A 20271-nucleotide genomic window follows, 5' to 3' on the forward strand; every position below is an offset into this window, starting at 1 on the left:
GACCGCTACTCGGTGGCCAGGTCGTCGACCGGCCGTCCGGCGACCGCGGCCCGGCCCGCGGTCAGCGCCGTCGCGACGCTGAGCGCGAAAGCGCCGGCCACGACGGCGGCGGTGGTGAGGACCGGACCGGTGGGCAGCAGGCTTCCGGTCAGCGCGCGGCTCAACGGAATGAGGGTGGTCAGCGACACCAGGGTTCCGAGTACCAGGCCGACCGTGGTGGCCAGTACGGCCTCCACCCCGACCATGAGCAGCACGTTGCGCCTGTCCGCGCCGACCAGACGCTGCAGGGCGAACTCCCGGCGGCGACGCAGGGTCTCGGTGGCCAGCGTGTTGACCACCGCGATGACCGTGTATGCGGCGATCAGGCCAAGCAGTAGGTAGTTGACCGCGCTGCCGCGGCGCAGCTGCTCCTCGAGCTGTGCGGTCAGGGCGGACCGATCGGCCACCACCACGCCGGGTTCGGCTGCGGTCACGTCACGTAGGTTCCGCGCCAGGGCGTCCTTGTCGGCGTCCGGTGCGGCCCTGACCAGGATGGTGTCCGGCCGTCGCGACGGGGTGTGCGCCGCCGCCACGTCCACGGGCAGCAGGATGCTGTCGGCGCCGGGTGCCGCCTGGAACAGCGCCACCACCTGGAGGGTGAGATCGGCGCCGTCGTCCATGGTCAGACGGAGGGTGCCGCCGAGGTGCAGCCCGAGCCGATCGGCGTGCCGCTCGGTCAGAGCGACAGTGGAGCCCCGCAGGGCGGTCAGTGAACCGGCCGACGGCGGGGTCATGACGGCAGCGGCGTGTGCGCCTTCAATCCCGGTGACGATGTAGCCGTCGTCCTGCTGTGACGAGTCGCGCGGCTCTCGTACGAAACCGACGGTGTTGACCGCCTCGGCGGCCCCGCGGACACCGGTGACCGCCCGGACCCGGTCCGCCAGCCCGGACGTGGTAGCCGCGGTCGCCGAGGTCAGCACGAAATCAGCCACGGTGCTGCGGGCATGTGAGCGTATTGTCGAGTCGTCCACCGTGGTCTGCAGGTAGTAGTTGCTCAGGATGAAACTGCTGGCAAGCATGATCGGGGTGACCACGGCGGCGAACCGGACGGGGGAGGCCTTCGCGTTGCGAACGGCCATCCGGCCCGCGAAGCCGGCCATCGCCCGGGCCGCCGGTCCGACCAACCGCAGCACACCCTGAGCTAGTGGCGGGCCGAGCAGCGCTACGGTTACCGCCCAGAGCAGGAAGGTCGGACCGGCGGTCGCCGCGATGAACTCGCCCTCCATCACCGACATCGTGACGATCATCAGGGCTACCCCACCGGCCGCAAAGAGCAGCGCGACGAGCAACCGCGGCCAGCTGAGCCAACGGCGCGGCACGGCCGTGTCGGCGAGGTCGTGCAGGGGTGCCGACCGGACGATGCGGCGGGTGCCGACGAGAGCCGCGACGGTGGCCGTGACGGTGCCGATGCCCAGGGAGATCAGGACAGTGATCCAGCTTTGCCGGTACTCGATCTGTGCCGGCGCGAAGCCGAGCCCGGTCAGCGCCCGCAGCAGCCAGCGGCCGAGCAACGAACCGATCAGGCAGCCGAGGATCCCGGCGGCCGTGGCCACGGTGAGGGTTTCGCTGAGCAGCAGGCTCCGGACCTGCTGGGGCGCTGCACCGACCGCTCGGAGCACGGCGAGCTCGCGGCGGCGGTTTTGCAGCGACACCCCGGTCATGGCGGTGACCAGGAACATAACGATCATCGCCGCCATCGCGCCGATGACGGAGCCGAGCGCCACGAGGTCCGACGCGTCGGCGACGACCTGGGTCGACTCCGCGCCGCCGCGGTCGTCACCGGTGAGCACCTCGACGGCGGTGCCCTTCAGCGCGGTGCGTATGTCGTCGGCGACCCGCTCCGGGGCGGCGCCCTCGGTGAGCAGCACGCCGACAGCGGTCACCGGTGCCGGCCCGACGAAGGAGGTCAGGTCGTCGCCGGTGAAGAACACCGGTGCCTCGGCACCGTCGGTCCCGCCGGCGAGCCCGGCAACGGTGAAGCCGCGGGTGACACCGCGTGACTGCAACGTGATGGGCGAACCCGGCCGGGCGCCCAGTTCGTCAGCGGTCCTCTTGTCGATCACCACGCCGCCCGGCCTCGGTTCGGTCCCGGCGGCGATGTGGTACGGCGCCAGCTCGGCCGTGCGCCAGTCCAGTGCCACGGCCGAGGGCAGCACGACCTCGCTGCCCCGGATCACCGCGATCGGGCCGGTGACGACCTCGACGGCGCGCGCGACACCGGCGACCCTGGACAGCCGCCCGGCCACGTCCGGGGGAACCTGGACCGGCTGACCGAGGCTGACGGTGTCGTACTCGTTGCCGCCGGGCGCGGCGATCCGGATGCCGCGGTCACCAACGACCACGACCGGCGCGGCTGCGTAGCGCTGAGGGCTCGCCGCCGCGCGGATGCCGGTCTCGGCGAGCCCGGCGCACGCCTGGACCAGGATGACACCGAAGAGGATCGCGACGAAGCTGCCGATGAACGCGAGACGGTGGTGCCGCAGCATGCGCTGGCTAATTCGCCACACCGGAACCACCTCCGAGTACCGCGTCGATCTGTTGGGTCCACCCGGTGATCCGGTCCGCGGAGGGGCTCGTCAGCGACCCGGCCAGCTTGCCGTCGCGCAGGAAGACGGCCCGGTCCGCGTACGCCGCCGCGCTCGGATCGTGGGTGACCATGATGATGGTCTGGCCGTGCCGATCGACCGCCTCCCTTAGCAGCTGTAGGACGTCCATGGCCGACTGGCTGTCGAGTGCGCCGGTCGGCTCGTCGGCGAAGATGACGGCGGGCCGGGTGACCATGGCGCGAGCGATGGCGATGCGCTGCTGCTGACCGCCGGAGAGCTGCGCTGGCCGGTGTTCGGCACGCTCGGTCATGCCCACCGCGGCGATGACCTCGTCGACGAGACGCCGGTCGGGCCGCTCACCGTTGAGCTCGACCGGCAGGGTCACGTTCTGTCGGGCGGTCAGTGCGGGCAGCAGGTTGTAGGCCTGAAAGATGAAGCCGACCCGCCGTCGGCGCACCGCTGCCAGCTTGCGTTCGTCGAGGGCGTGGATGGCTTGACCGTCCAGCAGAATCTGACCGGCATCGGGCCGGTCCAGGCCGGCCGCGCAGTGCAGCAGCGTGCTCTTGCCGGATCCCGACGGGCCCATCACGGTGGTGAAGGAGCCTCTCTCGAAAGAGATCGTCACATCGTCCAGTGCGGTGACAGCGCCCAGGCCGCGTCCGTACAGGCGGCGCACGGACTTCAGGGACAGCGCGGCGTCGGTGTCGGCTTGTGGCCCCAACAGGGTTCCTTTCTCCAATTCCCGGTCTGGCCGGGAGGCCTCCCGAAGAATTCTTCGGTCGCTCTCGGGTCCTGCTCACAGCATGCGAATCTGATCGGACTGGCAAGAGAGTTCGATCTTCCGGATGCCTTGTCGCGGATGTGGCAACTCAGAGTCGCTTGACTTCCAAAATTTCTACGGCGTAGAGTAGCACGCGCAGCGCGGCGGAGTCGACGCGCAAAGTTCGGATGCCGAGGGGTGACCACGGTGCTGGAGATCGAAGGTGTAAGCAAAAAGTACGGGGACCATGAGGTCCTTATCGGCGTCGATCTCGTCGTCCAGCCGGGTCAGATTCTGGGCCTGCTCGGAGCCAACGGCGCGGGAAAAACAACACTTGTTTCCATTGCCGCAGGTCTACGGACCGCTGATGCCGGCAGAGTGCGGATCGCCGGCGTCGACGCCGTGAGTAATCCCCGCGAGGCGCAGTCCCACATGGGCATCGCACCGCAGGAGCTGGGCATCTATCCCACGCTCACGGTGGCCGACAACCTGGGACTGTTCGCCCGCCTCGCCGGAATGAAGGGCCCGGCAGTGCGCCAGCGTGTGGAGCAGGTGGCCGAGCTGCTCGGGCTCACCGAGAAGCTGAAGAAGCAGGCGGTGACACTGTCCGGTGGGCAGAAGCGGCGCTTGCACACCGGAATGGCCATACTGCACCGCCCTGACGTGCTGTTCCTCGACGAGCCGACGGTCGGCGCCGATGTCCAGTCCCGGGCCGGCATCCTCGCCGTGGTCCGTGAGCTGGCACAACAGGGCAGCGCGGTGGTCTACACCACGCACTACATGACCGAGCTGGAGCAGCTGGACGCGGACATCGCGGTGCTGCAACGGGGCCGGATCGTGGCGAGCGGCACGATCGACGAGCTGGTCGCCCGACACTCCAGCTCCAAGGTGGTGCTCAAGTTCGACCGCTCGGCGCCGCATCTCGCCGACGGCGACTGGACGGTCGACGGCAACACGTTGGTCTCCCACGCGGCGGCCACCGACCTTGGCCCGTCGCTGGTCGGCGCGCTGACCAGCCTCGGTCCGGCCGCAGCCGACCTGACCGGCGTGGAGTTGCGGCGAGCGAGCCTGGAGAACGCCTTCGTCGCCATCACCGGCGACACCATCGAGGCGCACGGAGAGGAGCTGAAGGATGTTGTCCCGGCGTAGTCTCGTGATCGCGCGGGCGGGAATGAAGCTGGTGCTGACCGACCCGGCGCCGATGGTCACCACGATCGTCATGCCGTTGCTGCTGGGCGCGTTCCTGATTCCCAATGCCAAGGCGACGCTCATCCAGCGCGGCTGGCCCAATGCGACCGGGAGTGAGCACGTCATCCCCGGCATGGCGGTGCTCTTCGCATTCTTCGGCATCACCATGATCGGCACGTTGTTCTTCCGGGAACACGCCTGGGGGACGTGGGATCGGTTGCGTGCCAGCTCGGCCAGTTCGCTCGACTTGATGGTGGGCAAGCTCGCCCCGCTGTATCTCTGCTACCTGATCCAGATGGCGTTGCTGTTCACACTCGGTCACTTCATCTTTGGCTACCAGCCGACCGGGTCGCTGGTCGCCCTGGGAGTGGTGCTGGTCGTGCTCACAACGGTGCTGGTCTGCTTCGGCGCGATGCTCGTCGCGGTATTCGCCACGATGGACCAGGCGCTCACCGTGGGTAGTGTGGCGGGCATGGTGATGGCAGGCATCGGCGGCGCGCTCGCCCCGGCCAGCACATTGCCGGGCTGGATTCAGCCGATCGCCAAGCTGGTCCCGCCGTATTGGGCGCTGCAGGCCCTCGAGAAGATCACTTTGCAGAGTGCGCAACTTCGCGACGTCGCCGTGAATATTTTGGTCCTGCTCGGATTCGCGGTCCTGTTCGCGATCGTCGCTTTGCTGCGGTTCCGCGCCGGGGACCAGAAGGTCGGAACCACGTGACGCTGCGTTAAGGTGCGGCCACCCAGAGCCGCCCCGGCCCGGGTACCCCGACCCGGGCCGGGGCCATTTCCGATCCGTTATCGGGATCGGCTGGCGGGCGTAGTAAAGTCCGGCTATGGCGATTAAGAGCGAGCGGTATTGCTCCTGTCCGGTTCGCGCTGGCAGGAACGGCGACGGATCATGAGTCCGGCGAGCCGGCGGGGACCGCAATCTGACGTGTCGCCGAGACGTTCACTGAGTCGGGACGTAATCATTTCAGCTGCCCTGGCGATTCTCGACTCGGATGGCTTGAGTTCATTATCCATGCGTAGACTCGGTGCCGTTCTCGGCGTTGATCCGATGAGCGTTTACTACTATCTGCCCAATAAGGCGGCATTGTTCGACGGCGTCGTCGACGCGATCCTGGCTGAGCTCGACCGGGAGCTCAGCCAGCTCGAACCGCACGCCGAGACCACCGAACGGCTCGCCGCCGTGATGCGGACCTACCGGCAAGTCCTCAAACGGCATCCGCACGCGCTGCCGGTCATCTCCACCCGCCCGGTCCGCAGTCCGCACGCATTGGCTGCCTTCGAACGGATCCTGTCCACCTTCATGGACGCCGGCCTGGACCTGCGCGGCGCCGTAATCGCGATGACCACTGCGGTCGAGTTCACCATCGGGCACGTCCTGGCCGAAGCCGCCGAGCCGTACGGTGGTGAGACGCCGTACTCGGCGGAGGCGCTGGAAGGGCTCGAGTCGGTGATTCCCGTGGTGTTCCATGCCTGGCAGGTGGAGGTGGGATCCGACGAACTGTTCGAGGCGGGCCTGATCGCCTTGCTGGAAGGCCTGCAACGCCGATACCTGCCGGCGACCGGCTGACTCCGCGCGAGAGCGGCCGGACCCTGACCGGGTCCGACCGCTCTCGCGGGTCAGCGGGTCGCGAGGGCTCCGGAAAGCCGCTCGGACAGCACGCCGATCACCTGTCCGGCATGGTCGAGCAGGTAGAAGTGCCCGCCACGGAAGCTGACCAGCTCGAATCCGCCGGTGGTGTGTTTCGCCCAGGCCTCGGCCTCGGCCCGGGTCACGTGCGGGTCGGCGTCCCCGGTCAGCACCACGATCGGACAGCGCAGCGCCGGGCCGCCCCGATGCCGGTACGTCTCGATGGCCCGGTAGTCCGCCCGCACCACGGGAAGGAACATCTGCACCAACTCGTCATCGTCGAAGGTAGTCGGGTCGGTGCCCCCCAGCCGTTTGAGCTCCTCGATCAGCTCGCGGTCGGCGAGCCGGTGCACCGCCTCGTCGCGCATCGCCGACGGCGCCCGCCGGCCGGAGACGAACAGGCCGAGCAGGTCCGCACCGTCGGCCTCCAGCAGGGCGGCCAACTCGAACCCGATCGCGGCGCCCATGCTGTGCCCGAACAGTGCCGTCGGCTGATCAAGCAGCGGCCGAATCTCTCTGGCGATCAGCTCGGCCATCTGCTGGACCGACGGGACGAAACCCTCGCGGCGCCGGTCCTGTCGGCCGGGGTACTGGATGGCCAGGACATCGACGCCGGGCGTCAGGGCTCGGGCCATCGGCAGGTAGAAGGCGGCGCTGCCACCGGCGTGCGGCAGACACACCAGCTGTGCCGGAGCGTCGGGCGCCGGTTGGAAGTTGCGGATCCACGGGCTGGCGACTGTTTTCATTCGGGTGCCTCCTCGGTGAGTGTCGGAGTCAGACGGCGACGGGGGTGGGAGTCCAGCCGACCGTGGCCGGGGCGGCGGCATCGCCGGCGTACCAGAACGGGACATCGAGGCCGGCGTCGGACATCGCGTGCAGCAGCGCCGCGGTGTCCTGCATCGCACCGTCGCCGTCGGGTACGGCGAGCACGCCGGCGAGCGGTCGGGCCTGCTCGGCCGCCTCGCGCAGCCGCGCCGCCAGGGCCTCGCGGCTTTGCGTGGGGTCGAAACCGACTCGGGTGGGCACGATGCTGTGCCGATCCAACAGCGTCGGCAGGTCCGCCGGCGACGGTGCACCGTCGCGGATGACGACCAGCCACTGTCCACCCGGCACCGGCCCGGCGGCGTCGGCCGCAGCCCAGTCCACAATCACGCTCGCCACCGGGTCGGTGTGACCCGGTTCGGCGGCGGCGTCGTCCAGCAGCCACAGCCGCTCCCGCGCAAAGGCGTACGTCGGCAGGTCGACCCGCCGGCAGCCAAGGCCGGCGAACCAGGCCGCCCAGTCCACCTCGCCGCCGTGGACGTGCGCCTCGGCGAGCTTCCGCAGCGCCGTGGTGGCCGGCACGGCGGCCGTCCCGGCGCGGGTGACTCCGATGACCACGCTGGGCGGTTGGTCGCCGGCGGTGACGGCCCGCAGGCCGTCGAGCAGCTCGGCGCTCGTCCCACCCAGGATCACCGCGCGGTGGCTGTGCCGGGCCCGGGTGAGGGCGAGCGAGTAGGCGATGTCCCCGGCGTTGAATCCGGTGCCGTCGAGGAAATCCAGCAGCCGGGCCGCCTGGGTCCGCAGCGCCGCCTCGCCCACTCCGGAGATCAGCCACGGCAGCGCAGTTCCGTCCGGCAGAGACCCTGCTTCGGCTCCGGACCCGGTGAGCGCCGGGGCCTCCTCCAGGACGACGTGGGCGTTGGTTCCACTGAAACCGAACGAGGAGACCGCGGCGCGCCGGGGCCGGTCGGTGCGCGGCCACGGCCGGCTCTCCGACAGCAGCCGCACCGTGCCCGGCGACCAGTCGACGTGCGGGGTGGCCTCGTCGGCGTGCAGCGTCCGGGGCAGCAGCTCGTTGCGCAGCGCCTCGATCATCTTGATGGCCCCGCAGATGCCGGCCGCGGCCTGGGTGTGGCCGACGTTCGACTTGAGCGAGCCCAGCCACAGCGGCTGCCCCGGATCACGGTCCCGGCCGTAGGTCGCCAGCAGCGCCCGCGCCTCGATCGGGTCACCCAGCGGCGTTCCGGTGCCGTGCGCCTCCACGGCGTCGACCTCGTCGGCGCCGATCCGGGCATCGGCGAGCGCGGCCCGGATCACCTCCTCCTGAGCCTGCCGGTTGGGTGCGGTCAGCCCGTTGGACGCGCCGTCCTGGTTGACCGCGCTGCCGCGGATCACGGCCAGGACCGGCTGCCCGGCCGCCACCGCATCGGACAGCCGGCGCAGCACCACCAGCCCGGCGCCCTCGGCGAAAGCGGTGCCGTCGGCCTCGGCGCCGAACGCCTTGCACCGGGCCGACCAGGACAGCCCTCGTTGCCGGCTGAACTCCTGGAAGATGCCGGGAGTCGCCATCACGGTGGCGCCGCCGGCCAGCGCGGTGTCGCACTCGCCGCGGCGCAGCGACTGCACGGCCAGGTGCAGGGCGACCAGCGAGGACGAGCAGGCGGTGTCGACGGTGAGCGCCGGGCCGCGCAGGCCGAGCAGATAGGCGATCCGGCCGGACGCGACACTGGTCGAGATGCCGGTGCCGAGGTAGCCCTCGAGCTCCACCGGGATGCTCCGCAGCCGGGTCAGGTAGTCCTGGTGCACCACACCGGCGAACACCCCGGTACGGGACTCGCGCATCGTGTGCGGGTCGATCCCCGCGTGCTCGAAGGCCTCCCACGCGCACTCCAGCAGCACCCGCTGCTGCGGGTCCATGGCCACGGCCTCGCGCGGGCTGATCCCGAAGAACGTCGGGTCGAAACCGGCGGCGTCGGCGAGGAAACCACCCTCACTGACGTACGACGTACCCGGCGCCTCCGGATCGGACCCGGCCAGCGCGGCCAGATCCCAGCCCCGGTCCGGCGGGAACGGGCTGATCGCGTCCACCTCGCCGGTGACCAGCCGCCAGAGTTCTCCCGGCGAGCCGGCTCCCGGCAGTCGGCAGGCGGCCCCGAGCACCGCGATCGGTTCGTGTGCCCGCTCGATGACGTCACGCAGCTGTTCGCGTGTCTGGTGCAGCTCCGCGGTCACCCGTCGGAGGAAGTCCCGGAGTTTCTCCTCGTTGGACATCGGATCGTCTCCCCGTATCAGATCTTGAGCTCGCGCTCGATGAAGTCGAAGATCTCGTCGTCGCTGGCCTCGGCGAGCCGGTCCGCCGTGCCGTCCGAGCCGGCCGCCGTACCGTCGACGCGGGCCAGCAGGTCCCGCAGCCGCCGGCCGACCGCCGACTGGGCGGCGTCGTCCAACTGGACCGTGCCGAGCATCGTCTCGACCCGGGCCAGTTCGCCGAGCACGGCCGCCGGTGCGCCCGCCGGTTCGGCGGCCGGCGCGAGCTCGCCGATGACGTGGCGGGACAGCGCGTCGAGGGTGGGGTACTCGAACACGGCGGTCGCCGGCAGCCGCAATCCGGTCGCCGCGTTGACCCGGTTGCGGAACTCCACCGCCGACAGCGAGTCGAAGCCGAGCTCCTTGAGCGCGAGCCCGGCGTCCAGCGCGTTCGGGTCGGTGTGCCCGAGGACCGTGGCCACGTGCCGGCGCAGCAGGTCCAGCACGTGGTCGACCTGCCCGGCCTGGTCGAGCGCGGCGAGCCGGCGGCTCAGCGTCATCGACCCGCCGATGTCGCCGTCAGCGGCCGTGCGCCGGGCCGGCCGGGCGGCCAGCCCGGTCAGGATCGGCGGCAGCATCTTCGCCTCGGCGCGGGCCCGCAGCGCCGAGGGGGAGAAGCGGTTGAGGATGTGTACCGGCAGGCCGGCGGCCAGCGCGTCGTCGAACATGGCCAGCCCCTCCGCGATGGAGAACGGCAGGACGCCGCTGCGGGCGACCCGGGCGTGGTCGGCCGCGCGCAGATGACCGGTCATGCCGTCCGGCAGGTCCCACAGCCCCCAGGCCAGCGAGGTGGCGGGCTCACCGGCGGCGTGCCGGTGCTGGGCCAGTGCGTCCAGGTAGGCATTGGCCGCCGCGTAGTTCGCCTGTCCGGCGTTGCCGAGAGTGCCCGCCGCCGAGGAGAACATCAGGAACTGGGTGACCGGATGGTTCCTGATCGCGGTGTGCAGATGCCAGGCGCCCTCCGCCTTGCCGCGCAGCGCGGTCTGCAGGTGATGCTCGGTGAGCGCGTCGAGGGTGGCGTCGGCCAGCGCGCCGGCCGTGTGCACGACGGTGGTGAGTGGATGGGCCGGGTCCACCATGGACAGCAGCCGGGTCAGGTCGGCCGGGTCGCCGGTGTCGCAGGCGGCCAGGGTCACCCGGGCGCCGAGGCCCTCCAGCCGGGCGGTCAGCTCGGCCGCCCGCGGGTGGTGCGGCCCCTGCCGGCCGGCCAGCAGCAGGTGCCGTACGCCGTGCCGGGTGACCAGGTGGTCGATCAGGTGACCGGCCAGGGTGCCGGTGGCGCCGGTGACCAGCACGGTGCCCTCCGGGTCCAGCGGGGCCGGCAGGGTCAGCACGATCTTGCCGGTGTGCCGGGCCTGCGACAGGTGGCGGAAGGCGGCCGGGGCCTGCCGGATGTCGAAGGCGGTGATCGGCAGCGGGCTGATCACCCCCTGCTCGGCGAGCTCGAGCAGATCGGCGAGCATGGCTCGGACGTGCTCGGGGCCCCGGTCGAGGACGTCGAAGGACTGGTAGTGGACTCCCGGATGGGCGCCCGCCACCGCCTCGGCGTCACGGATGTCGGTCTTGCCCATCTCGACGAAGCGGCCACCGGAGCGCAGCAGCCGCAGTGACCCGTCGACGAAGTCACCGGCCAGCGAGTTGAGCACGATGTCGACGCCGCCCGAGAACGCCTGCTCGAAGTCGAGCGTGCGGGACGAGGCGATGTGCGCGTCCGGGTAACCCAGGCGGCGCAGCGTCTCCCACTTGCCGGGGTGGGCCGTGCCGTACACCTGCAGCCCGAGGTGCCGGGCGACCTGGGTGGCGGCCATGCCGACCCCGCCGGCCGCGGCGTGCAGCAGCAGCCGCTCGCCCGGCTGTGCCTGGGCCAGGTCACGGAGCGCGTACAGGGCGGTCAGGAAGGCCGCCGGGGTGGCCGCCGCCTGCGCGAAGCTCCAGCCGTCCGGGATCCGGGTCACGAGCCGGTGGTCGGTCGTGGTGACCGGGCCGACCCCGGCGCTCATCAGGCCCATCACCCGGTCGCCGGGCCGCACACCGGTCACGCCCGGGCCGACCTCGAGCACCACGCCGGCGGCCTCGGTGGCCGCGGCCCGGCCGTCCTGCGCGACCATGCCCAGTGCCAGGACCACGTCCCGGAAGTTCACGCCGACGGCGCGTACCGACAGTCGCAGTTGACCGTCGGTCAGCGGCGCGGTCGCCTGCGGGAACTCGGCCAGCGCGAGATCGTCGAAGCCGCCCGCGCCGTCGACCACCAGTTGCCAGGTCTCGGCGCCGGCCGGCGGCACCAGGGCCCGGTCGGCCCGGGCCCGGACCAGCCGGGGCACGAACAGCGCTCCCTCGCGGACGGCGACCTGCGGCTCACCGGTCCAGACCGCGGCCGGCAGCGCCGCCGCGGCGCCGGGCCGCCCGTCCAGGTCGACCAGCGAGAACCGGCCCGGATGCTCGGACTCCGCGGAACGGACCAGGCCCCACACCGAGGAGGAGGCGAGTCCGGTCAGGTGCTCGCCGGGGCGGACCGCGGCGGCGTCGTGGGTGATCACGACCAGCCGTGAACCCTCGAACGCCGGATCCCGCAACCACTGCTGGAGCAGGCGCAACACCGGCTCGATCGCGGCGCGGGGGTCACCGGCGGGGACCTCCCGGGGCGCGGCGACCAGCACGGCCGGCGGGACCGGAGCCTCCCGCAGCGCGTCCAGATCGGTCGCCCGCACGGTGGCCGGGCCCAGGTCGTACGGGAAGTCGCCGAGCACGGCGCACGGCGACGGCTCGCCACCGGCCGTGAACGGCTGCCAGGCGACCGTGTGCTCGGCGTCGTGGTGGCTGGTGCGGGCCAGGTCGAGCTGGCCGCGCGACACCGGCCGCAGGGACAGCTCCTCGACCGTGGCCAGCGCGGCACCGGACGCGTCGGCCATCCGCAGGCCGACCGCACCGGGCCCGGCCGGGCGCAGCTCCACCCGCAGCGCCGAGGCGCCGACAGCGTGCAGGGTCACCCCGGACCAGGCGAACGGCAGCACGATCCCGTTACCGACCGCGGCCGCCGCCGGGGTCAGCGCCACACCCTGCAGTGCCGCGTCCAGCAGCGCCGGATGGATCCCGAAGCCGTCCGGCGCGCCGGCGGCCAGCACCACCTCGGTGTAGACGCGGTCGTCGCGCTGCCAGGCCGCCCGCAGCCCGCGGAACGCCGGCCCGTAGTCGAGTCCGACCTCGGCGAGCCGCGCGTACAGGTCGTCCAGCGGGATCGGCTCGGCACCCGGCGGCGGCCACGCGTCCAGGGTGAATTCGGCCGCCGGGGCGGCGTCGTCCACCACACCCTCGGCGTGACAGACCCACGGGCGTCCCGGCGTACGGGAGTGGATGCTCACCGGCCGGGCCCCGTCCGCACCGGCGCCGCCCAGCACGACCTGCACCTGAGCCGCCTCGCCGGTGAGGATCAGCGGCGCCTGCAGGGTCAGTTCCCGCAGGTGGCCGCAGCCGGCCTGATCACCGGCCCGCACGGCCAGCTCGACCAGGGCCGCGCCGGGCAGCAGCACGGTGCCGTGTACGGCGTGGTCGGCCAGCCACGGGTGGGTACGGGTGGACAGGCTCGCGGTCAGCACCGTCGCGTCCCCGTCGGCCATCGCCACCGCCGCGCCCAGCAGCGGGTGCGACACCGGCTCCAGGCCCAGCTCACCGGCGTCGGCCGCCTCCGCGGGCGCCTCCAGCCAGTAGCGCTGCCGCTGGAACGGGTAGGTGGGCAGGTCCACCGGCCGGCCGGTGCCCGGCAGGTATCCGGTGAAGTCGGCGGGCGCGCCGCGTACGAACAACTCGGCCGCCCCGGTCAGGACCCGGACCAGACCGCCCTCGTCGCGGCGCAGCGTCCCGGTGCACACCGCGTCGGTGATCCCGGCGTCCTCCAGGGTGTCCTGCAGCCCGGTCAGCAGCACCGGGTGCGGGCTCGACTCGACGAAGGTGCGGAAACCGTCCGCGGCCAGGCGGCGCACGGCCCGCTCGAATTCGACCGGCTGCCGCAGGTTGGTGAACCAGTACCCGGCGTCCAGCCCGGCGGTGTCGACCGGCTCACCGGTGACGGTGGAGTAGAAGGCGATCGGCGCGGTCCGCGGTTCGATCCCGGACAGCACCTCGGCGAGCCGCTCGCGGATGGCGTCGACGTGCGGGCCGTGCGAGGCGTAGTCGACCGGCACGGTGCGGGCCCGGATGCCCTCGGCCTCGCAGGCCGCCACGAACTCGGCGACCGCGTCGGCGTCACCGGACAGCACGGTGGCCCGCGGGCCGTTGACCACGGCCACGTCCAGCCGGCCGGGCCAGGCCGACAGCCGCTCCCGGACGTCGGCGGCGGTCAGCGCCACCGACGCCATCGCGCCGCGGCCGGTGATCGCGGTCAGCGCCTGGCTGCGCAACGCCACCACCCGGGCGGCGTCGTCGAGCGACAGCGCACCGGCGATGTGGGCCGCGGCGATCTCGCCCTGGGAGTGCCCGACCACCGCGTCCGGGCGGATCCCGAAGGTCTCCCAGAGCCGGGCCAGGGCCACCATGACGGCGAACAGCACCGGCTGCACCACCTCGGCGGCGGTCAGCTCCGGCGTGCCGGGCTCGCCGCGCAGGACGGCGGTCAGGGACCACGGCACGTACCGCTGCAGTGCCCGCTCGCACTCCTCGATCGCGCCGGTGAACACCGGGCTGGTGTCGAGCAGCTCGCGGGCCATCGCCGGCCACTGCGAACCCTGGCCGGGGAAGACGAGCACGGTACGCCCGGCCGGGTTGGCGGCGCCGAGAACCACGTCGGCCGACGGCCGCTGCCCGGCGAGCGCGTCGAGCGCGTCGCCGAGCCGGTCGTGGTCGCCGGCGAGCAGCACCGCCCGGTGCCGCAGCCGGGCCCGCCCGAAGCTGAGCGCGTGGGCCAGGTCCGGCAGCGCCACCGCCGGGCTCAGCTGGGCGCGCAGCAGCGTGGCCTGGTCCCGCAGCGCCGCTTCGGAGGCCGCGGACAGCAGGATCGGCAGGACCGGCGCGGCCGGCGCCCCGGCCGGCGGCACCTCGGCCGGGGCCGGCGGCTCCTCGAGGATGACGTGCGCGTTGGTGCCGCTGATGCCGAACGAGGAGACCGCGCTGCGCCGCGGCCGGCCGGTGCTCGGCCAGGGCAGGTTCTCGCCGAGCAGCTTGATCGTGCCGGGCGACCAGTCGATGTGCGGGCTGGGCACGTCGGCGTGCAGGGTACGGGGCAGGGTGCCGTGCCGCATCGCCATGATCATCTTGATGACGCCGCCGACACCGGCCGCGGCCTGCGCGTGCCCGATGTTCGACTTGAGCGAGCCCAGCCAGAGCGGCTGCTCCGGGTTCCGGTCGCGGCCGTACGTGGCGAACAGCGCCTGCGCCTCGATCGGGTCGCCCAGCGCCGTTCCGGTGCCGTGCGCCTCGACCGCGTCCACCTCACCGGCGGTCAGGCCGGCGTCGCTGAGCGCCTGCCGGATGACCCGCTGCTGTGCCGGCCCGTTCGGGGCGGACAGCCCGTTGGAGGCCCCGTCCTGGTTGGTGGCGGTGCCGCGGACCACCGCCAGCACCCGGTGACCGTTGGCGACCGCGTCGGACAGCCGCTCCATCACCAGCATGCCGACGCCCTCGGCCGCACCGAACCCGTCGGCGTCGGCGCCGAACGCCTTGCACCGACCGTCCGGGGCCAGCGCCCGCTGCCGGCTGAACTCCAGGAACATGCCGGGCGTCGCCATCACCACGACCGCGCCGGCCAGGGCCATCGTGCACTCGCCGGAACGCAGCGACCGCGCCGCCAGGTGCATCGCCACCAGCGACGACGAGCAGGCCGTATCGATGGTCAGCGCCGGGCCCTCCAGCCCGAAGGTGTACGCCACGCGGCCGGAACCCACACTCGCGGTGTTGCCCATCATCAGGTGACCCTCGAACCCGTCCGGCGCGTGCCGCAGCCGGGCCAGGTAATCCTGATAGCTCATCCCGACGAACACCCCGGTGCGGCTGCCGCGGACCCCGTGCGGGTCGAGGCCCGCCTGCTCCAGCGCCTCCCACGTCGACTCCAGCAGCAGCCGCTGCTGCGGGTCCATCGCGGTGGCCTCCTTCGGGCTGATCCCGAAGAACCCGGCGTCGAAGTGGGCCGGCTCGTCGAGGAAACCACCGCTGACGGTGTACGTGCGGCCGGTCTCGTCCGGATCCGGGTGGTAGAGGCCGGCGGCGTCCCAGCCGCGGTCCTCCGGCCACTCGGCGACCGCGTCGGTGCCGGACTCCACCAGCCGCCACAGGTCATCGGGCCCGCGCACCCCACCGGGGAACCGGCAGCTCATGCCGACGATCGCGATCGGCTCGTCGGAGGCGCCCGGGCAGGCCACCTCGCCCGGCCCGGCTGTCACCCCGGCCAGTTCGGCCCGCAGGTACTCGGCCAGCACCACCGGGGACGGGTAGTCGAAGACCAGCGTGGCGGGCAGTCGCAGACCGGTCAGCCGGTTCAGCCGGTTGCGCAGCTCCACCCCCATGATCGAGTCGAAGCCGACGTCCTTGAACGGCATGTCCGGCCGGATCGGTCCGGCCGAGCCGTGCCCGAGCACCAGCGCGACCTGGACCTGCACCGCCTCCAGCAGCATCCGCAGCTGGTCGGCCTCCGGCACGGCGGCCAGCTGCGCGGCCAGCGCCGTACCGGCACCGGCGGTGGCCGGCTCCTCCTCGGCGCCGCCGGTCCGGGCCTCCGGGATGCCGGCGATCAGCGGCCGGGAGCCGCTCGCCGTGAACGCCGCTCCGAACCGGCGCCAGTCGATGTCGGCCACGTACAGCGACACCTCGCCGTCGGCGATCGCGTCACCCATCGCGGCCAGCGCGACCCGCGGCTCCATCGGCGGGATGCCGTGCCGGTGCTGGACCGCGATCGTCTCCGGGTCCTCGGCCACCCCGGAATCGGCCCACGGGCCCCAGCCCAGGCACACCACCGGGCGCCCGGCCGCGGCCCGCTGCCGGGCCAGCGACTCGACCACGGCGTTGCCACCGGCGTACCCGGCCTGGCCGGGCAGGCCCAGCACCGCCGACAGCGCCGAGAACAGGACCAGCTGCTCGTCGACCAGCTCGGTCAGGTTCGCCGCGACCAGGGCGCGGCCCCGGTGGGCGGCGGCCAGCGACTCGGCGGTCAGTTCACCGGCCGGCGCGTCCGCGCGTACCCCGGCGGTGTGCACCACCGCGGTGAGCGGGGTGTCGCCGCCGCGTACCGAATCCAGCAGCGCGGCCAGCGCGTCCCGGTCCGCGGCGTCGCACGCCACCACCGTGGTCGGGGTGCCCGCCGCGGTGAGCTCGGCGGCCAGCTCCTCGGCGCCCGGCGCCTGCGGGCCGCGCCGCCCGGCCAGGACCAGCCGGGACACCCCCTGTTCGGCGAGCCGGCGCGCCACGTGGGCGCCGAGCCCGCCGGTGCCGCCGACGACCAGCACCGTGCCCGACGGCTGCCACGCGGACGCGCCGGTGGTCCGCGGGGCCCGCGCCAGCCGCGGAACCAGCACGGCGCCGCCGCGTACCGCGAAACGGTCCTCCGTGCCGGCCGCGGTGCCGAGCACCGCGCAGAACCGGTCGAGCGCCGCGTTGTCGAGCTCCTCCGGCAGGTCCACCAGCGCGCCGTGCAGCGCCGGCTGCTCGACCGCGGCGACCCCGCCGAGGCCCCAGGCCGCGGCCTGGGCGGCGGCCGACGCCGTGTCGGTGGCGCCGGTGGACACCGCGCCCCGGGTGACCGTCCAGAGCGGCGCCACCGGCCGGTCGGCCAGCGCCTGGATCAGCGCCAGCTGGGCGGTGAGCCCGGCCGGCAGGTCGGGGTGGGCGGCGTCCGGCGTCTCGTCCAGCGTCAGCAGCGACAGCACACCGTCGGCCGGGCCGGCCGACGCCAGCGCCTCGCTCACCGGGCCACGCTCCGCGGCCGGCACCACCAAGGTGCTGACCTGGACGCCCCGGGCGGACAGCGCCGCCACGACCGCCGCGTACGTCGCGCTGTCCCGGCCGTCACCGGTGACCACGACGAGCCAGTGGCCCCGCACTGCCGTCCCGGCCTGGTGCCGCTGCCATTGCAGCCGGTAGCGCCAGCCGTCGGCGCGGGCCTCGTCCTGGGCCCGCCGCCGCCACGACGACAGCGCCGGGACGACGGCCTCGAGCGGGGTGTCCGGCCGGACCGACAGCTCCCGGGCGACCTGCGCCACGTCGGTACGCGTCACCGAGTCCCAGAACCGCGCGTCCGCCGCCGACTCGGCCACGATCGTGCGCTCGGGCGGGGCCAGCCAGTAGCGGGTCCGCTGGAACGGGTAGGTCGGCAGGTCGATCCGGCGGGCCGGGCCCACCGCCCGGCCCCAGTCGACGCGGGCGTTGCCGGCCCACGCCTCGGCCAGCGAGGTCAGCAGCCGCCGCGGGCCGCCGTCGTCGCGGCGCAGGGTGCCGACCACGGTGACCTGGCCGACGGCCGGCCCGAGGTCGTCCACGGTGCCCTGGACGCCGGAGGTGAGCACCGGGTGCGGGCTGCACTCGATGAACACTCGGTAACCGTCGATGGCCAGCCGGCGCACCGCCTGTTCCAGCTCGACCGGCTGCCGCAGGTTGGTGAACCAGTAGCCGGCGTCCAGCGACGCCCCGTCGGTCACGGCGCCGGTCACCGTCGAGTAGAACGCCACGTCGGCCGCCCGCGGGGTGATGCCGGTCAGCACCTCGGCCAGGCGGTCCCGGATCGCATCGACGTGCGGGCCGTGCGAGGCGTAGTCCACCGGGACGGTCCGGGCCCGCAGGCCGTCGCGTTCGCAGACCGCCATCAGCTCGGCGAGAGCGTCGGCGTCACCGGAGACGACGGTGGCCGCCGGGCCGTTGACGGCCGCCACCCCGATCCGCCCGTCCCACCCGGCGATCAGCTCGCGGACGTCGGCGGCGGGCACGGCCAGCGACACCATGCCGCCGCGCCCGGCGATCGCCGACAGCGCCTGGCTGCGCAGCGCCACCACGCGGGCGCCGTCCTCCAGTGACAGGGCGCCGGCCACACAGGCGGCGGCGATCTCACCCTGCGAGTGCCCGACCACGGCATCCGGCTGTACGCCGGATGACCGCCACGCCTCGGCCAGCGACACCATCACCGCCCACAGCAGCGGCTGCACCACGTCGACCCGGTTGAGGTCCGGCCCGCCCGGCGTCCCGCGCAGCACGTCGATCGGCGACCACGGCACGTACGCCCGCAACGCCCGGTCGCACTCGTGCAGCCGGGCCGCGAACGGCTCGCAACTGTCCAGCAGCCCGACGGCCATGCCGATCCACTGGGAACCCTGACCGGGGAAGACGAAAACGGTCTTGCCGGCCGGGCCGGTGGTGCCGCGGACCACGGTGGCGCCGGGCAGCCCGGTGCCGGCGATCTCGTCCAGCCCGGCCAGCAGTTCGTCGCGGTTGTCGGCCACCACGACGACCCGGTGGTCCAGTGCGGCCCGCGACAGCCCCAGCGAGTAGCCCAGGTCGGCCTCGGTGATCGCCGGGTCGGCGAGCAGGGCTCGGACCCGGGTGGCCTGAGCGGCCAGCGCCGGTTCCGAGCGGGCCGACAGCGGCACGGCGACCAGCCGCGGCCGCGGCTCGCCGGCCGGCTCGGCGGCGTCGGCCCGGTCGGGGGCCTCCAGGATCACGTGGGCGTTGGTGCCGCTGATGCCGAACGCCGAGATCCCGGCCCGGCGCGGCCGGTCGGCCGCGGTGTCCCACGGCCGGGCCTCGGTCAGTACGCGCACACCGGCGCCGTCCCACTCCACGTGCCGGGTGGGCGTGTCGACGTGCAGCGTCCGCGGCAGCAGGCCGTGCTGCATCGCCAGCACCATCTTGATCAGCCCGGCCACACCGGCCGCGGCCTGCGTGTGGCCCAGGTTCGACTTGACCGAGCCGAGCCACAGCGGCCGGGCCGGGTCCCGCTCGCGGCCGTAGGTGGCCAGCAGCGCGTTCGCCTCGATCGGGTCACCGAGCCGGGTGCCGGTGCCGTGCGCCTCCACCACGTCCACGTCGTGCCCGGTCAGCACGGCGTCGGCGAGGGCCTGCTCGATCGCCTTCTGCTGGGCCGCCCCGCTGGGCGCGGTCAGCCCGTTGGAGGCGCCGTCCTGATTGAGGGCGGTGCCGCGGACCGTCGCGAGCACCGGGTGCCCCAGCCGGCGGGCGTCGGAGAGCCGTTCCAGCAGCACCACGCCGGCACCGTCGGAGAAGCCGGTGCCGTCGGCCGCGTCGGCGAACGCCTTGCACCGGCCGTCCGGGGCCAGCCCCCGCTGGCGGCTCATCTCCAGGAAGATGCCGGGTGTCGACATCACGGTCGCGCCACCGGCCAGTGCCATCGTGCACTCGCCGCTGCGCAGCGCCCGTACCGCCAGGTGCAGTGCCACCAGCGACGACGAGCAGGCGGTGTCGATCGACACCGCGGGACCCTCCAGCCCGAAGGTGTACGCCACCCGGCCCGACGCCACACTGGGCGTGGTGCCGGTCAGCAGATATCCCTCGAGGTCCTCGGTGGCGTCGCGGGGATCGGTGCCCCCGTACCCCTGGGCGATGACCCCGAGGAACACCCCGGTACGGCTGCCGCGGACCGAGGTCGGGTCCAGTCCGGCCCGCTCGAACACCTCCCAGGACGTCTCCAGCAGCAGCCGCTGCTGCGGGTCCATGGCCAGTGCCTCCCGCGGGCTGATCCCGAAGAATCCCGCGTCGAAATCCATCGCGCCGTCGACGAAGCCACCGCGCCGGGTGCAGACCTTCCCGGGCAGGCCGGGCTCGGGGTCGTACATCGCCGCGGTGTCCCAGCCCCGGTCCTCGGGGAAGTCCGACAGCTTGTCGCAGCCCTCGGCCAGCACCTCCCACAGCTGTTCCGGGCTGTCCACGCCGCCGGGGAAACGGCAGCTCATCGCGACGACGGCGATCGGCTCGTGCGCCCGCTCCTCCTGCTCGGCGAGCAGCCGCCGGGTGCTGCGCAGCTCGTTGGTGGCGCGCTTGAGGTATTCCCGAAGGGTCTGTTCGTTGGTGTTGTCCGGCACGGCGGCCGCCCTTCTCGTCGTTTGCGG

7 protein-coding genes and 1 pseudogene are annotated in these 20271 nt (G+C 73.2%); 3 read left to right on the plus strand and 5 right to left on the minus strand.

Going from position 1 to position 20271, the window contains the following annotated elements:
- Positions 1 to 5: 5 nt before the first annotated feature.
- Positions 6 to 2546, minus strand: coding sequence for an FtsX-like permease family protein (locus ACFOX0_RS23240; protein WP_377549582.1), 2541 nt, complete (start codon positions 2544 to 2546; stop codon positions 6 to 8).
- A complete protein-coding gene (locus ACFOX0_RS23245; RefSeq protein ID WP_377549584.1) occupies positions 2533 to 3306 on the minus strand; it encodes an ABC transporter ATP-binding protein in 774 nt (257 codons plus the stop codon). The genes ACFOX0_RS23240 and ACFOX0_RS23245 overlap by 14 nt, the downstream gene beginning before the upstream one ends.
- Before the next feature lie 237 nt (positions 3307 to 3543).
- On the opposite strand from ACFOX0_RS23245, the gene ACFOX0_RS23250 reads away from it, so the two are divergent.
- The 3 genes from ACFOX0_RS23250 (at position 3544) to ACFOX0_RS23260 (ending at position 6109) form a co-directional block, all read left to right on the plus strand.
- Positions 3544 to 4494: an ABC transporter ATP-binding protein gene (locus tag ACFOX0_RS23250; protein WP_377549586.1), complete on the plus strand. Its 951-nt coding sequence runs from the start codon at positions 3544 to 3546 to the stop codon at positions 4492 to 4494.
- Complete coding sequence (locus ACFOX0_RS23255) at positions 4478 to 5251, plus strand: ABC transporter permease (protein WP_377549588.1); 774 nt, start codon at positions 4478 to 4480, stop codon at positions 5249 to 5251. Before ACFOX0_RS23250 ends, ACFOX0_RS23255 begins: the two co-directional genes overlap by 17 nt.
- Positions 5252 to 5431: 180 nt before the next feature.
- Complete coding sequence (locus ACFOX0_RS23260) at positions 5432 to 6109, plus strand: TetR/AcrR family transcriptional regulator (RefSeq protein ID WP_377549590.1); 678 nt, start codon at positions 5432 to 5434, stop codon at positions 6107 to 6109.
- Between the two features lie 50 nt (positions 6110 to 6159).
- On the opposite strand, the gene ACFOX0_RS23265 is transcribed toward ACFOX0_RS23260, so the two are convergent.
- The 3 genes and pseudogenes from ACFOX0_RS23265 to ACFOX0_RS23275 all read right to left on the minus strand — a co-directional run.
- Positions 6160 to 6915 carry a thioesterase II family protein gene (locus tag ACFOX0_RS23265; protein ID WP_377549592.1) on the minus strand — a complete coding sequence of 252 codons (756 nt, stop codon included), beginning with the start codon at positions 6913 to 6915 and terminating at the stop codon, positions 6160 to 6162.
- 28 nt (positions 6916 to 6943) lie between these two features.
- Positions 6944 to 9202 (minus strand): type I polyketide synthase, encoded by a 2259-nt coding sequence (locus ACFOX0_RS23270; RefSeq protein ID WP_377549594.1) that lies wholly within the window; start codon positions 9200 to 9202, stop codon positions 6944 to 6946.
- A 17-nt stretch (positions 9203 to 9219) separates the two neighbouring features.
- A pseudogene (locus ACFOX0_RS23275) lies at positions 9220 to 20226 on the minus strand (type I polyketide synthase); the annotation flags it as partial.
- Positions 20227 to 20271 lie beyond the last annotated feature (45 nt).

Origin of the sequence: Micromonospora zhanjiangensis (genome assembly GCF_042650605.1) — a bacterium.
Classification (GTDB): Bacteria; Actinomycetota; Actinomycetes; order Mycobacteriales; family Micromonosporaceae; genus Micromonospora_J; species Micromonospora_J zhanjiangensis.